The sequence below is a fragment of the Vibrio sp. CB1-5 genome, assembly GCF_059412285.1.
The window spans coordinates 173,400-187,882 of the sequence record NZ_JBJHPB010000006.1; the positions used below are offsets into that span (position 1 = coordinate 173,400).

At 43.4% G+C, this 14,483-nt stretch carries 13 protein-coding genes; 2 read left to right on the forward strand and 11 right to left on the reverse strand.

All coding sequences use genetic code 11. The features are described 5' to 3' along the window. Positions 1–168: 168 nt before the first annotated feature. The 5 genes from ACJB0T_RS06820 to ACJB0T_RS06840 all read right to left on the reverse strand — a co-directional run bounded on the left by ACJB0T_RS06820 (position 169) and on the right by ACJB0T_RS06840 (position 6,472). On the reverse strand, positions 169–309 hold the full coding sequence (locus tag ACJB0T_RS06820; RefSeq protein WP_479294229.1) for a hypothetical protein: 141 nt from the start codon (positions 307–309) through the stop codon (positions 169–171). Between the two features lie 26 nt (positions 310–335). After that, complete coding sequence (locus ACJB0T_RS06825; protein WP_479294231.1) at positions 336–1,793, reverse strand: phospholipase D family protein; 1,458 nt, start codon at positions 1,791–1,793, stop codon at positions 336–338. 138 nt (positions 1,794–1,931) lie between these two features. Continuing rightward, positions 1,932–3,113 carry a C45 family autoproteolytic acyltransferase/hydrolase gene (locus ACJB0T_RS06830; protein ID WP_479294233.1) on the reverse strand — a complete coding sequence of 394 codons (1,182 nt, stop codon included), beginning with the start codon at positions 3,111–3,113 and terminating at the stop codon, positions 1,932–1,934. A gap of 495 nt (positions 3,114–3,608) precedes the next feature. Further along, entirely contained in the window at positions 3,609–4,778 is a 1,170-nt protein-coding gene (locus ACJB0T_RS06835; RefSeq protein ID WP_479294235.1) for a patatin-like phospholipase family protein, read from the reverse strand. 53 nt (positions 4,779–4,831) lie between these two features. After that, the gene (locus ACJB0T_RS06840) at positions 4,832–6,472 is read right to left on the reverse strand and encodes a hypothetical protein (RefSeq protein ID WP_479294237.1); all 1,641 of its coding nucleotides are present in this window, start codon (positions 6,470–6,472) and stop codon (positions 4,832–4,834) included. Positions 6,473–6,838: 366 nt separating this feature from the next. Between ACJB0T_RS06840 and ACJB0T_RS06845 the strand changes: the two genes are divergently transcribed. Further along, positions 6,839–7,126, forward strand: a complete 288-nt coding sequence (locus ACJB0T_RS06845; protein WP_479294238.1) for a hypothetical protein — start codon at positions 6,839–6,841, stop codon at positions 7,124–7,126. Between the two features lie 280 nt (positions 7,127–7,406). On the opposite strand, the gene ACJB0T_RS06850 is transcribed toward ACJB0T_RS06845, so the two are convergent. Beyond that, positions 7,407–7,859, reverse strand: coding sequence for a nucleoside/nucleotide kinase family protein (locus ACJB0T_RS06850; RefSeq protein WP_479294240.1), 453 nt, complete (start codon positions 7,857–7,859; stop codon positions 7,407–7,409). 140 nt (positions 7,860–7,999) lie between these two features. Next, a complete protein-coding gene (locus tag ACJB0T_RS06855) occupies positions 8,000–8,956 on the reverse strand; it encodes a linear amide C-N hydrolase (protein ID WP_479294242.1) in 957 nt (318 codons plus the stop codon). A gap of 397 nt (positions 8,957–9,353) precedes the next feature. On the opposite strand from ACJB0T_RS06855, the gene ACJB0T_RS06860 reads away from it, so the two are divergent. Further along, complete coding sequence (locus tag ACJB0T_RS06860) at positions 9,354–10,268, forward strand: LysR family transcriptional regulator (RefSeq protein WP_353499870.1); 915 nt, start codon at positions 9,354–9,356, stop codon at positions 10,266–10,268. Between the two features lie 105 nt (positions 10,269–10,373). Here the strand turns inward: ACJB0T_RS06860 and ACJB0T_RS06865 are convergent, their stop codons facing one another. The 4 genes from ACJB0T_RS06865 to ACJB0T_RS06880 all read right to left on the reverse strand — a co-directional run bounded on the left by ACJB0T_RS06865 (position 10,374) and on the right by ACJB0T_RS06880 (position 14,457). Beyond that, entirely contained in the window at positions 10,374–11,819 is a 1,446-nt protein-coding gene (locus ACJB0T_RS06865; protein WP_353499871.1) for an amidohydrolase, read from the reverse strand. Positions 11,820–12,023: 204 nt separating this feature from the next. Beyond that, entirely contained in the window at positions 12,024–13,358 is a 1,335-nt protein-coding gene (locus tag ACJB0T_RS06870; protein ID WP_479294244.1) for an FUSC family protein, read from the reverse strand. 25 nt (positions 13,359–13,383) lie between these two features. Continuing rightward, a complete protein-coding gene (locus ACJB0T_RS06875) occupies positions 13,384–14,244 on the reverse strand; it encodes an HlyD family secretion protein (protein ID WP_479294587.1) in 861 nt (286 codons plus the stop codon). A 9-nt stretch (positions 14,245–14,253) separates the two neighbouring features. Further along, the gene (locus ACJB0T_RS06880) at positions 14,254–14,457 is read right to left on the reverse strand and encodes a DUF1656 domain-containing protein (RefSeq protein ID WP_479294247.1); all 204 of its coding nucleotides are present in this window, start codon (positions 14,455–14,457) and stop codon (positions 14,254–14,256) included. Positions 14,458–14,483: the final 26 nt, after the last annotated feature.

Below are 14,483 nucleotides of genomic sequence, written 5' to 3' on the forward strand. Positions count from 1 at the left end.
TGCTCAAAACCCTGTGATGACACTCTCGATGCAGAAATCCAAGAATGCGGCGCACCCTAGATTATTGGCTTGAAGAATAAGATAGCTATTGCTAATCCAAACTCTTTCACGTAGATGCTAAGATACTCGTTGAATCGAACTCTCATGTTCAAAGCTCTAAGAAACAACCTAAATCAGTCGCGTAATATCAACCTCATCAAGTTGCTCGTCCAGCATGTACTCTTTCGCAAATCGTAAATACACACCTGACGTTAAAAACAGCTCGAACAGCGATTTGTCCAAATGATTGTCCTTCACCATATAACTCATGATTTGCAGTGACTCCGCCTTTCTAGTTACAATTCCAATTCAACATTCAGCTTTCTAAACAACCAATCAGGTACTTTATGTACAGCGCCGTAGTTTGGCGAAGATGTTTCTACTTGCTCGCCTGATACCCATTGAGTCTTACCCTCGGGATCTCGTGAAACCTGCCAGTACAACTCCTCTTTTTTCTGCAAAAGATGACGCTTTACTTGCTTTGCAAACGTCTTACTTTTGATAAATAGACCAAACTCCATATTTAGATAATCTGATCTCGGATCAAAATTCGAAGAGCCTATATAGGTCAGTTTATCGTCTATGATGACGGTCTTATTGTGATAATAAGTGTCACCCTGATAGAAGTTGTCCTCATTCACTGCACTGTCTTTGTATTCGTAGATATTTACCCCTTTATCCAACAGCTGCTCGCGATATTGTTCATAGTAGGCCGGGATAAATGCCGAGTCGTTCGAGCTGGACGAATTGGTCACCAAAGTCACATCGATGTTGTTTTCAATCAATTGATCAATGAATGTAAACTCACCATTGTGCGCTATCACATAGGGTGTAGAAATAGTGACCGTCTTCGCTTTCTCAAGAGGTGCTTGCACTAACTGCTCTGCTCTCGCTCTAAAATAAGGCTTGCTGTCATTGATCTTCTTTGCCGAGTCAAACACCGGGGTTACGACCACAGATAGAGTCTCCACCTCTCTTAGCGCCTCTATTGATGCATCAACGGCCTCAAGCACGTCTTGACGCTGCATAAACTCTTTATGTTTTGCTTTTTCAAATTCAATCGTCTGCTCAGGTTTAACAGGCTGGATCAAATCTGCAATCGCTACCAGATGCTCACTCCCCCAAAGCTGGTCATAATTGTGTGCAAACGCCTCAATGACCTCGCCGTGAAATAACACGTCGGTATCGAAGAAATTCGCCGAATCACTGTAGCCAAAGTAAGCTGAACCAATATTTCGTCCACCTAAAATCATATGCTCATGATCAACATTGAAATATTTTTCATGTAAACGGTGATCAAGCGTTTGTTTGTGACTTACAAAGTCACCTACCCTACCAAGCCACCCTGCTTTACGAGAATCGAATGGATTAAATAATCTCACCTCCATGTTTGGGTGTTGCGACACTTCAGCTAACCACTTTTCATCAAATACCAGCAAATCATCCAATACCAGCCTAACCTTAACACCGCGCTCAGCCGCAATTTTGACTTCCTCAAGCAGCATCAGTCCCACGATGTCTTTATCCCAAGAGAAGTAGGTCATATCGATTGAGACCTTGGCGCTGCGTACCATGTCGATTCTTCTTGCTAGTGCTTCAGAGGCCGACGGGATCAAATACACTTCCGCTTGATATTCGCTAGGTTGCCAGTTCTGTTCAAAATCACTCTCAACTTCGGGAAATGAAGTGGCACATCCTGCAGCCAAAGACACGACAACCATCAGAAACAATAGTCTGAATGGTTGGAAAAACATGAGGTTACCTATATTTATTTGAAAAGGTCGCAGACTAAGGCCCTTTAATGGATGCACTTAGCCGACACAAAGAAAGCTCAAATTGCTTCAACGAAAAGTACATTAGAGGCTTCCATGCCCGTCTAATGACTCATTCAATTACTTGTTGCTGAACAGTGCACGTACATCAATGTGTGCCCAATCTGTATCACTGCCGAGTGCTGGCAGTTTTACCCACAATTGCAACTCGTTAAGGTCAGTAACGACTTGGTAGTTGGTTAAATCAACATCTTGGTTGGTAGGCTTTGTCACACCGCCGTTCTCTTTGAAGTTACCTTCCTCGTCATAAAGAGGTAAATCGAAGATGTCACGCATCGCTTGAGCATCGATTGTGCCGGCTTGCTCTTTGTGGCGAGCATTTAGATTCTCTAAACGTTTTAGCGAGAAACTTTGTGTTTCGCGCATACCCAAACCCCAGTCTGGATTCAGGAACGTGTTTACCGTAACAAACGATTGAGCACCCTTGTCTGATACGCGTAGGCGGTTTTCCTGCATGGTGTTTTCGTATGCACATGCTTCGCCTTGTTCGTCTGCTAACATCCAAATTGAAGCGATGTCTGTACGAGCGGCTTGGAAACGCGAGCTCAGTGCTGTAGCCGTATCCGACTCTGTCATGTAATCGACCACTGAGTTCAAGAATGATGGTTTTTCAATTGATACAATGTTGCCACCCATTGAAGTACCATCGTGCAGGTCGGTATAAACGCCTTTGTCATTAAAGCCTGTTACCATCCACTGCCATCCAGGCCAACTCACGTTAACAAAACCATTTGAGCCATCGGTTGGGTTGTATACTGTGGTGTAAATTGGGAAATCCAAGAACAGCTCATTCCAGTCCATGTTACGACCAACAATCGTGTGACCATCAACCGTGTTATCGCCCCAAGACGCCATTGAAGAGCAGCCAGAGAATGAGTGTAGCTTACCAAGGTAGATTGCCATTGGACCACTTTGGTCTAGCACAATGACTTTTTCGAGTGGCCAGTTCAGACCCTCTGCAACCCCCATGAAATACTGTTTACGGCGCAGTGACAAAGTAGAGAACACGCGCGCACCGAACAGCTCAAACGCTTCTTTTTGACTAATTAACCCTTTATCAAACTCCGGCTGAACAATACGTTGATACATTGCTTCCATATGTTCTTTAGAAAGCTGGCCATACTGTTTGCCCATTTCAAACCAGCTGCCGTTTAGTTGAAGTACATACAGCATGTCTTGATCAGTTTCAAACATTGTGCCGTTTTCAAATTGCGCTTTTTTAATAAGATTTTGAGTAGTCATAATTGCCTCTATTAAATGTGATTATGTTTCGAATTGAGGCCATTTTAGGGTGAATTTTCTTATCTCAACAATTCCATATGACGGACCAAACCCATCGCAATTCAAACAAACCTCCACTTACGACGGTTAAAAGCATGCAAAAACAGCGAGATAGACACCAATACGCTAGGCAGCATCTGTTGATAGTGTGCCTAAAAGTGTTGATAAATAATTACGTAAGAGAGACAGAGCCCCAAAAACGTTATTTAACTAACAATCAACTCATACAAACCGTTGATGTTTCGTTCTTGTTCTTCAAGCTTGTGGGAAATTAAAGCTGTAGCGCTTTGAATAAGGATAAACGTGGGTACACCTGCGGCGGGTGAGAAGAGTGAGAAATGATAGTTTGAGAAATGAGTAAGGCGAATAGCTGTATATCGTTAGATATCAGCCATTCGCCCTAAATTGACAGGAGATTTTGCACAGAACATGCTTATGTTGTGAATCAGGATCTATTTACTCCCACGCATGACCCTCTATCACTTTCTGATAGCCATATTGATATAGAGACTGCATATAGTCTGCATCAAACATCGCTTTACTGGCGCGCTCCTGAGGGAAATCACGCCCCATCGCCGTAAAACGCACATCTAGGCCCTGCACCTGCGAAAAATACAGAATTTGATACAGATCCCCTTTACTCTGCTGAACCGTCAGATCTTTCACTGTTCTAGTGATCAATTCAATGCCCTTATCTTTGGTTTGTTGATACGGCATCTCAAGCAGGCCATTGCGAATAACATGAACTTGTGGCGGTTTTGTCATCCCCATCGCCAGGCTTATCTTCTGATAATCAATATGCTCAGCAAATAAGAACATTTGATTCGCAAGACCACCGTCCACATGCAGTTCTTCGCGCGACTTTCCATTTTCATCAACCTGGATAAATTGTGGTGGAAACACCCCCGGAATTGAGGCGCTTGCAGCCAGTATCTGGTATATCAGTCTAACCTTGTTTTCTGATGAACTGTTGGCAATAGCGCCTAAGTTCCAAACCACAAGTTCAGCCGAATCAAATTGCGTCGTACCTATCAGTAGACGCTTCCCGGCACGATGCTGCGCCGCTATATCTTCAATCAGTTCTGATGAATATGTATTGGCAATAAACGTTTGTAGACCGTCCCCATTTGAGAGTGCATCTTTGGTTAATGTCTGCAAAAAATGTCGCTTACCAAGAATGTCCTTATCACTGATATTCAGCATGACATTGGTCATCTCTGGCACCATCTCCTTGCCAACAAAAGCGAAGGGAGCTATCAGTGCTCCAGCGCTGATCCCCGTGACGACACTGTAGTCTTCAAGTTCTCCGGCATCATAGAGGCCATTTAACACCCCTGCTCCATAGGCACCATTCGCGCCTCCGCCAGATAGAACTAATACGTTGAGTGAGTCTGTATTCGAACGTATTGGTGTCTGATTCGTCTTCGCATCATAAAATAGACGTGTATCCTCGCCAGAAAACACTCGAATCGGTTCACTTGGTGTCTCTTCTGTATCTATGACAACCTGAGCATCATAATAATTTTCCATCGAGACTCGATTTTCCAATGAATGTGTCGTAGAACAGGCGCTTACCATCAATATGGGTACTAAAGCCATTATTAGTCGCTTCGTATTTAATTTCATGATCTTAACTCATCTATATATTATTTAATCAAGCTTTACTGACTTAAACTCCATTAGAAACGGTAGCCAAAGTTCAACGTCATCGAATTTCTCGTCTCACCTTTGTTATAAAGAACACTCAAGTTATAGTTCTTACCAATCTGCTTATTAAATCCGACCAAGTACGCCCAGTTATTTAGTTTGACACCAACGTCATAATCAAACTCGATATCACCGGCTACCACGTGTCCGTCCATACGGCTGTCTAACCCTTGATACTCCGCACCCACAAAGATTTGTGCGCGGTAGTCCACTAACTGGTAACCAAGCATCGGTTGAAGAGTCACAATACCATCACCCCAACGACCACTCCCTTTTAGGCGAGTTTTGGTATAAGTACCAGTGACTGACGCAAAGAATTCTTTATACCCAACAGATAACGTCGTGCCCACGCCCGCCATGTCGTACTCTAGGTGCAGCGGTACATTTAGTCGCCCAGTGTCACACAAAACGGTTATTTCTCGACAAAACGCATCACCTAGATGAGGAAGTTTATTATTCAGCTTATCGCGGATAGTCTCTCCCACTTCACCCGTGTATTCTGCGTCTACGTTAGCATCAACATTTATTTTTCCCACCATTCCGAATACGTTCCAAAAAGGCAGAATGTTAACATCACCACGTAATGTGAAGCTCTCTGCATTGACAAAGCCAATAGAGCCAAGCGGATCAAAAATGTCGTTCAGTCTGACGTCTTGAATCACAAAGTCATTGAATGGAATGTTCATATCTTGGCTGCGATACGAGGCCGAAATACCAAATGGCAGTGGTACGTCGATCCCTTGGCGTCTCACCATATCTCCCATTAATGGAAAGATACGGTCCAAATCAACACTTTGCTCAATCATTCTTGGATCTGACACCTGCTCTAGACGTTCATGATCCATAATGTTAACCCCTGTTTTGTCTTCATAGATGGCGACAGGTGAAATAGAGTTTATGATTGTTACTGGCTTTTTCTTGTGGTTACCGTTAATCGTTGTCTTCTTATCTGCGATAATCACTTTACCCGACGGTAGTGTATTAAAGTGGATCACTTGCTCGTAGCTTGTGACTTTATATTTGTCATAATCAAATGGCTTTCTATTGTAGATAGTCATCGATACTGGTTGGTTGTCGATGAGCTTTAGCTCCACACTTAGAAAACGAAAGTAGGCAATATCTTGTGGCAAGCCATATTTTGAATAGTCAAAACTGATCGTCACTTCACCATTATCTTTTTCAACCGCTTTGACAGAGTTTACATCGTAGCTGTCTACGTAGTTTCTTAAGCGATACTCCGTGCGCGTAAAAGCCTCGATCTCACTAATCACATCTTCTTGCTCATCGAGCTGGTCTTTGCGGTACTTGATGCGAAGATCAATATTGCCTTTCGTATCCGTATCTTTAACGAGGTAGACCTGAGACTCTCGCACCTCATCACCCACTTTCACTGTGCGAGTTGCGTACTCGACTAAATGTTCACCTTGCAGCAAAGAGCTCATCGCTAACTTTGGTAAATTGTCATCTACGTTGTAATGAGCAAAAACCTGTTTACCTGTATAAGTCACCAGCTCGTTTCCCTCTGCTTCAATCGCGTAAGCGCTTGTTGAGAAAGAGGCCACAAGAATTGCTGATAACAGTGTACGTTTGCTTTTTGTGTAAAGTGTTTTCATAAGTAGAGAAACCATTCGTCATAGTTGATTTCATAACCCCATGATTTCAACTATTTAGATTAAATGAAGCCTCCGCTTCACCTTCGACATTCAATCCGACCCTTTGGTCGTTTCGTTAAGATGAGCAAATTTTAAGATGCTTTTTTAAAACCATTTAATCTCATATGACGGATACAACCCTCACTAACCTCATCCCCCATACTCCACTGACCATATAGGGGCTTTATTTTAAATAGGCTCAGTTTTACCAATCGAGATGTCGTAACAGCAGCTCTTTATGGAGGACTTAATCCATCAAATGTGATTATTTCAGCTTCGATAGGGCTTATATGATTTGCTGATTACTAGGGGAAATAAGAGTCAACAATGAGATTGCGAAATACCGGTTTACTTGGATGTCTATTACTGATGGGGCTTTCCTGCCACTCCTTTGCTGAAAATATAAACGCGAAATCGGTGCTTGGAGTACTGGAGAACAATTTTGTAGAGGGGGAATTGCGTTACTGTAACTATGTATATAACGATATTTCTTTTTATGTTGTTCAGCGAAAAGAAGATGAATGCCAACAGGAAGCGATTGGAGAATTCCTTGAACCAAAGAAAGTTAAAAATCCGTCCCTAAACATACCTAGACTGTGGAAGGATACTCATTAAGAAGTATTTTCACTAGAACTCGTAAAAGGATCGCTCGATTCACTCCCTATGAACCCATGGGGCAATATTGATAGTGTTTGAAGTTCCAAGGATAGCCTGCGAAACTAGCTATGCCTGACACGCAGTGCGCTGTATATTATACAGAAGTTCTAGGCGGGTAATACCTTTCATTCGAACTTCGTAACAAAACCTTATGGCGAACGAAAATATTATGAACGATAATAGCCAAATATAAGAAATCCCTAACATTGATTCAATGTCAGGGATTAGTAATTATAAATTAATACAAGGTTACTTTTGCAGTATATTCTATGCGTTCAGACTGATTTAGTGGGTGTTGATAGTAATCAACGGTAAAGTAAATCGGCTTATCTTCATTAATTCGCTCTGCTATTTTCTTCTCTAGATCTTCTACCGAATTGAAATCATAGACATGAAAAGAAAAGCCCGGTTTAAGGCCCATGAGCTGTGCGTCTTCTCTTGTAATGTAGGTTTGTCGATAGATAGATTTCAAATACGTATTGAATTGTGCGGCAACGCTATCATCATTAATAATGACATAATCGAACTCATTAACACGGATGGTTTCTTCTTGTAGTGAATTCATCGCAGAGTCCATACTAAGCTGATTCTGAGCTTGAGTATCTTGGTTTGCGATCGTTGCAGGTTGAAAATCACCTGCCATCACAGATGCAGACATGACTACACAGAGGGGAAGGACATATTTTAGCATTTTATGACACCCATTATTGTTCGTACTTGAACAAACTGTTGGCAGGCATACCTCCTTATATGCCTTGCGTTTGAAATATTCGTGAGAAAATACACGCCTAAAACAGGTATTTTCTATCGCTGTCTATATAGGGTGGAACATTACATCCAAGAAATCATCTCTCTTGGTGTCAGTTTTTCACTCACATCACCAAATGCATTTGGGCCGTCCACAACAGTACCAACAATAGGTGCACCTTCATTCAGATCCAGTTTATTGATGTCTACCCAAAATAGGCCAGGCTGGCGTGATGACTCTAGGTAATACGTTTTGTTGCTATGATCTGCCAATGAGCGCCATAGCGTTGCTGAGATATTTGGGTGATCTGGATCTTCCATTCCTAGAGGAACACCAATTGAACGCATAATTGACATCGCCGCAGCGACTGCTGGTGCGCCATCCTCAAATTTAGGTGTGCTCTCTAGCAGGTAATCAACACGTACGAAACGGTCTGCGGCATTAATTGTGCCTGGCAACATTCGGTTACCACCCACAAGTTTCCAGTACTTGTTGATCGCCAATTGCTCATCAAACGTTGGCGAGTTGGTCATCACTGTGTACTCTTTGCCGTGGTGAATTACCAGCTCACCATCAATGTATTCTAGAATCGCAGAGTCACCTTGCTCATCACTCAAGGAAAGGTGAGTCGATGCAGCACGACCATTAGGAAGAATAGGGGCACAGATGATGAACTCAGGCTCACGCATGGCATCAACCGCTTCTTTAACAGTGGCAAAATTATCAAGGAAATACTGCGCCCACGCACCAATTGAAATCACAGGTTTCTCTGATTGAGTGTAATCACCATAATCGGCTTCCGCGAAGTAAAGGGTATTAGCCGCAAGACCTACTTCATTAAGGCCATCTGTCGACCCAGCGTCATACATAGTCGTAAAGACTGAACCGTACTTGGACGTCCAAGTTAGCGCATTATCATAGTTGCCACCAGTCTGCTTTAGACCACGTGGTAGCGCAATAACAGAGAAGGTTGATGTTGGGTCATTCCAGTCCATACCACGGCCAGTGATGAATTTGTCAGACTGAGTTTGATAAATCATGCGAGTACACATAATGAGTTGCTCCAAAAGTTAAATAGTAAATTGAAATTTGAACAGTGAGTTCGCTCTGAACTTGGTATCAAATTTACGCCAATTAACGACCATCAACCAATCGCATACGACGGATATTATCCGTCATTCAACTATTAGAAATTTCGTTTAATTCATGTTCTAAACCCCACATAACCTATTAAAATACAGAGAATTAAAGTGAAAACCTTAGTGATTACATCCAAAACTGCCCTACCCTTAACGTGATGGAGAACACTAAATTAGCGATTTTTGTCGCATTTGATCCGCCATTCGTCCATATTTATTTATCAACCTATCACATTATCTTCGGAAACCAGTTGATTTTATATCACAGTGGTTTCGACCAAAATCAGAGTGGTATTTTATGAGTTTTAGTATTGAACAGTTATTAGCATTTGTTACGGTTTACGAGGAGCGCTCTTTTAGTAAAGCCGCCGCCAAACTTAACAAGCACCGAACCACTACCGGGCAGGTTATCGCCAACTTAGAAGATGTGTTGGCCGTTGAACTATTTGAACGTATAGGTAGAACCGTCGAACCGACCGAAGAAGGGCACTTACTCTACCATTACGCCAAATCAACCGTGGATCAATCGAATATCTTCGACAAAATCGCGCTCAGCTTATCCTATGGAGGGTTAGAAGGAATTAACTTCGCTTATTCCAGTATCATTCCTCACGGAGCATTAGCGGCTATTAGAGAACAATTGGCTGAGGATTTTCCCAATATGCGCGTCAATTTCTTGGTTAAGACAAAAGAACAAATTGAAGAAGGGCTTAACAACGGCGACATTCATTTCGGCCTCGTGAATGTTGATAAAGGCAAAGGGATGTATGGCAAAGACGCCACTTTTCTTGGCCATATCGAATTTCTGCCGTTTGTTAAGAAAGGCGGGGCATTATCGCAACTGTCTGAGAGCCAAGCCCTTAGCGGCCTGCGTACATCACGACAGTTTGTTCTTCGAGCATTCGTCGATGAGGGGTTAAAAGAGAAAGTGGTGGTTTCTCCAAATAATGAAGAGATCGACCAATTGGCGCTTGTGATCAAGTTAGTTCAATCTGATCTAGGTTGGGCATGGCTTCCCAAAGTACTCTCTGAATCCGAATACGTTACCGAAAATCTTGAAGCCATTAAACTTGATGAGCTGAAGCACGGGCTTAGATTCTCTATTTCACTCTGGAACCCACACTCAAAGCAGATATTGGTGATTAAGAAGTCCATCACTAAGGCAATCGATCGCTACATCAAACACTTTTTCCACCTACAAAATCCTTCGTAGTAGCCTTAACACTACCCAGTAACACTGGTTGAGTTTCAATATAAAAGAAAGCCGTCACTTCGTTGAAGTAACGGCTTTTTTTGTTAATACAACACACGGATATTACTAGCCGTGATGATGTCCACAATCAGAAAACTGCTCCATCGCGGTATGTAAACAGCATTCGTAATTTGACAGCTGTTCATCATTTAAGATCCCGCGAGGATTAGTCTCAGTATCATTAAGTGAGACGTACTCTCTACCTTGTTTCTTAGCCACAAATTCTTCCTTTGTTTTACGCAATAGTTCTTTGTCCGTCATTAATTCAAGACCCTGGGCAGCAAGTACATGCGCGGCTTGTAAACCGGATTTTTGACCGATGCTCATACCATTACATGCGGTACAACCCCATTGGTGCGGTGGAATGCCTTTTGGCCATGAAGCAAAAATCACCCCCATCGTTGGTACATTCCAACTAATGTCGCCCACATCCGACGAACCACCGACTTCTAAACCTTTCTGCGGCTCCATCACGTCTGTTGCTAAGCCTAATTCTGGCTTACCCATTTCTTTTTGGATCGATTTAGCAAATTGTTGCTCTTCTTCTGTCCAGTCGATTGGGAAATAACGATTGAGGTGTTGCGTAATACTCGTTGCTAACACATCGTTAGGTAGGCAATCATAAATGCCCCCTAAGTTAGTCATTTCCGAGCGAGTTTGTGTCGCCATTGCCGCACCTTTAGCAATGTCTTCCAACCAATCTTTGTGCTCACGCACATTATCGGCACTCTTACCACGATAACGAACTAGCACTTTGGCGTAATCCGGAACCACGTTCACTGCCGAGCCACCATTAAGGATCTGATAGTGAAGGCGGCTGGTAGGCTCTAATTGTTCACGCATCATATTGGCTGCCACAATGAACACTTCAGCGGCGTGCAACGCACTGCGACCTTCCCATGGTGCAGCCCCAGCGTGAGCGGTCACACCATGCCACTCAAAAACAAGATCAATGGATGCTGCCGAGTGGAAATTTATCGCCGTGTTAACCATTGCAGGGTGATTATGGAGGCAAACATCAAGCTCATTAAATAGTCCTGTCGCCGCCATGTAGTTTTTGCCATTCAAAGCTTCTTCTGCCGGGCAACCATACACTTTTATCGTGCCAGGAATGTTCTCTTTTTCCATGTGGTTCTTCAGTGCGATAGCGGCACCAATGGATGATGAACCAATCAAATTATGACCACAGCCATGGCCATTAGTGTTGCCACTTTTTGCAGGCTGTTTATAAGGTACAGTATCATTCCCTAGGTCTGGCAGCGCATCAAATTCAACCAGATACCCCACCACTGGTTTACCTTGCCCCCAGCTCGCTACCCAAGAGGTGGCAAGATCCGCTATATTTCGTTTTTCAATTGTAAAGCCATGCTGTTCCAAAACGGCGCTTTCTAGTGCTGAGCTTTTAAACTCTTCGTAGCTTAACTCGGCAAAGTCCCACACATTAGAAGCCATGTTCCAAATCACCTGTTCTAGGTTTTTTACTTCTTTGTCTAGTTTTGTGTAATTAGTCATTGTTTGAATCCTATTGAATAAATTGAAGATTTACTTTCTCAGCACGAAAAGCGTTTGCCTAATTGCCCTGAGAACTTGGAGATGATTATATCCATCACCAAGCCTTCCAATAACTTCAATATGACGGATCAAACCCTACAAAAACCCGCTTTCCACTAATAAGAAAGCGCCTTTCGGCGCTTTAAATATGTCTATTCATTATCACTAAACGGTAAGTTTACGGGGCCAGCTAACCCGTTCAAAGAGCAACGCATTAAACTGAAATGTCGCCATTACGATAAATAAAAACACTAACGTCGTCAGAGGGGAAAGGACGTTGTAGCTTGGTACCAGCTCTGTCGCACTGCCCACCATATTTATCAATGCATTTCCTAACAGCAACCTCACCGACATAAGGTGCCACTTCTCTAGTAGCGAGTACCCCACAACAATATTGAGAAAAAATACTAGAACCAACTGCCATGATGCGGTCAGCATTGGAAACAAGAATACGTACTGCGCTAATACCAACGCTGCGAATGTCATGTAAATCAGCATTACTGGCGCTGCCAATTTTGCTGGAGCCGTGGCAACGTTAGCAGCCACGATCAAGCCAAATACGGGAAACGAGGCTCCACCAGGAATTGGCATCAATATCCACATCGCAATAACAGACAGCGATAAACCCAACGCAGTTAACATCCCTCTGAGTTGCTTAGTACGAAGGTCATTCTCGCGAGTATTCATGGTTTGCACCGGGATCGACATCAAGGCTTGAGTGGTGTTCGAGCTCCCTGAAAGTAGTGCTCGCATTTCTGTTATTAACCCTGTCAGGTCTTGTTGACGGCTTACCTGATTATTTTCAGCCGCCAGTTTTCGGTTTACATACACCAAGCCATTGACCAAGCACTTTAACTGTGCTTTACGCTCTGCCAAGACGGTTTTATCAATCTCTGGCAGTGTCAGTATATCGCTGATAAGAAGAATGTGTTTCTTCCTTTCCTCTGGACTCACTAGCGGCGTTTCACCATTAAGTTCTTGCTCCAAACTATCAAGGGTAGCGACCGCCAAGCGATGAAACTCACTCTCACTGGTTGTGGGCCATACGAGTCGATAGACCAGCGAGAAAATCACCACCCCAAGCACCGTGTCCTGAAAGCGCAGTATGGCGGTTGATAGGCCAGCAGCACCACTGTCGATGCCTGCGCTGGAAATAACCAGACACACGGTAATAGCAATGTTGTAAAGATAGCCTCTTCGCTTATCAAAGTTCATAAAGACGCAAAACATCAAAAAGGCGACGATAGACGCCAAAAAGGCCATTCTCTGCTGCGAAAACAATCCTAAAATGATAAATGCCGTCACAGCACCTAGCAGAGTACCCATGGCACGGTTTTGTGATTTTAGCGCCGAATAACCATAACTATCCGTCAACGACAAAACAAAAACCGTCAACATGACCCAAGAGGATTTCTGCCACCCCAGCCAATGGACTGTGAGCAGCGAAAGTGACAGTGCAAGCCCCGTTTTTATTGCTTGTTTCGTGGTATGTTTCAGCATGGGTTAACCTCTGTAAGCAAATGGATTATTTATGGACTTGAACAGAGGCCGTTGCCCCGACTCTTAACTGAACATCTTCTGGTACAGCGTTGAGTTTCACTTTGACTGGGATTCTTTGAGCCAGTCTAATCCACTGAAAGTTTGGGTTTACATTAGGAAGCAGTGCATTACCCGTACTACCGTCGGTCTTGGATATGCCATAACCTATGCTCTCTACTTCGCCTTCTAATGTGACATTTTGATCCGATAACAGCACCACTCGCGCAGGTTGTTCAACATCTAAGTCTGCAATATCGGTCTCTTTAAAAAAGCCTTCTACCCAAAAACTGTTTTCATCAATTAATGCCACTACTGGGCTATTCGCAATGACTTGAGCGCCAATATGATGACGTAGATTGGTAATATAACCGTCCGTTGAAGCAACCACTCGGGTGTAGCTTAGGTTGAGCTCTGCTTGTTCAACTTGGGCATGCGCTAGCGAAACATTCGCCGCGGCAGATTCTACGGCTGTCTTAAAGTTGTCTAACGTTAACGTTGATACCGCACCGTGCGAGCGAGCTTCCAACCCCGTAGCTCGACTGAGCTCATTCTCTGCTTTGTTGAGCAGCGCTAGTGCCTGTTCTTGTGCGGCTTGTGCTTGCAATAATGCAACTTGGTACGGTTGCGGGTCGACGACAAACAGTAAATCACCACGCGCAACACGCTGATTATCCTTTACGGCTATGTCGACTATAGTGCCCGTCACACGTGGAGTGATTTCAATAATATCGGCACGAACCTGACCATCGCGCGTCCAAGGGTTTTGTTCATAGTGGGAATAGGAAGCATAGCCAGCGGTGCAGGCCGCTACCGTCAGTATTGCTGTAATCAAATAACGTTTCATAATCTCTAACTCTTAAACAAATGGGATAAATAAGCCAAGAAATGCACTAACGAGTACAAATAGGCTCAGTTCAAAAATGGCTGGGATAGCAATCCATCGATTCCCACCGAGTTTCGCTGTCGCAATCACCAAACCATTAGTAATGAGGTAGGCGATAAAAGCGATAAACAATAATGGGGGTAAGTACACCTCCCCCAAGGTAAATTCATGTGGCATAGCCGCTCCGATATTTTAAAAAAGCA

What these genes read in the sequence shown, in the direction of transcription:
- ACJB0T_RS06820 (WP_479294229.1), bottom strand. Translation starts at nt 309, where the DNA reads ATGAGTTATATGGTGAAGGACAATCATTTGGACAAATCGCTGTTCGAG.
- ACJB0T_RS06825 (WP_479294231.1), bottom strand. Translation starts at nt 1,793, where the DNA reads ATGTTTTTCCAACCATTCAGACTATTGTTTCTGATGGTTGTCGTGTCT.
- ACJB0T_RS06830 (WP_479294233.1), bottom strand. Translation starts at nt 3,113, where the DNA reads ATGACTACTCAAAATCTTATTAAAAAAGCGCAATTTGAAAACGGCACA.
- ACJB0T_RS06835 (WP_479294235.1), bottom strand. Translation starts at nt 4,778, where the DNA reads ATGAAATTAAATACGAAGCGACTAATAATGGCTTTAGTACCCATATTG.
- ACJB0T_RS06840 (WP_479294237.1), bottom strand. Translation starts at nt 6,472, where the DNA reads ATGAAAACACTTTACACAAAAAGCAAACGTACACTGTTATCAGCAATT.
- ACJB0T_RS06845 (WP_479294238.1), top strand. Translation starts at nt 6,839, where the DNA reads ATGAGATTGCGAAATACCGGTTTACTTGGATGTCTATTACTGATGGGG.
- ACJB0T_RS06850 (WP_479294240.1), bottom strand. Translation starts at nt 7,859, where the DNA reads ATGCTAAAATATGTCCTTCCCCTCTGTGTAGTCATGTCTGCATCTGTG.
- ACJB0T_RS06855 (WP_479294242.1), bottom strand. Translation starts at nt 8,956, where the DNA reads ATGATTTATCAAACTCAGTCTGACAAATTCATCACTGGCCGTGGTATG.
- ACJB0T_RS06860 (WP_353499870.1), top strand. Translation starts at nt 9,354, where the DNA reads ATGAGTTTTAGTATTGAACAGTTATTAGCATTTGTTACGGTTTACGAG.
- ACJB0T_RS06865 (WP_353499871.1), bottom strand. Translation starts at nt 11,819, where the DNA reads ATGACTAATTACACAAAACTAGACAAAGAAGTAAAAAACCTAGAACAG.
- ACJB0T_RS06870 (WP_479294244.1), bottom strand. Translation starts at nt 13,358, where the DNA reads ATGCTGAAACATACCACGAAACAAGCAATAAAAACGGGGCTTGCACTG.
- ACJB0T_RS06880 (WP_479294247.1), bottom strand. Translation starts at nt 14,457, where the DNA reads ATGCCACATGAATTTACCTTGGGGGAGGTGTACTTACCCCCATTATTG.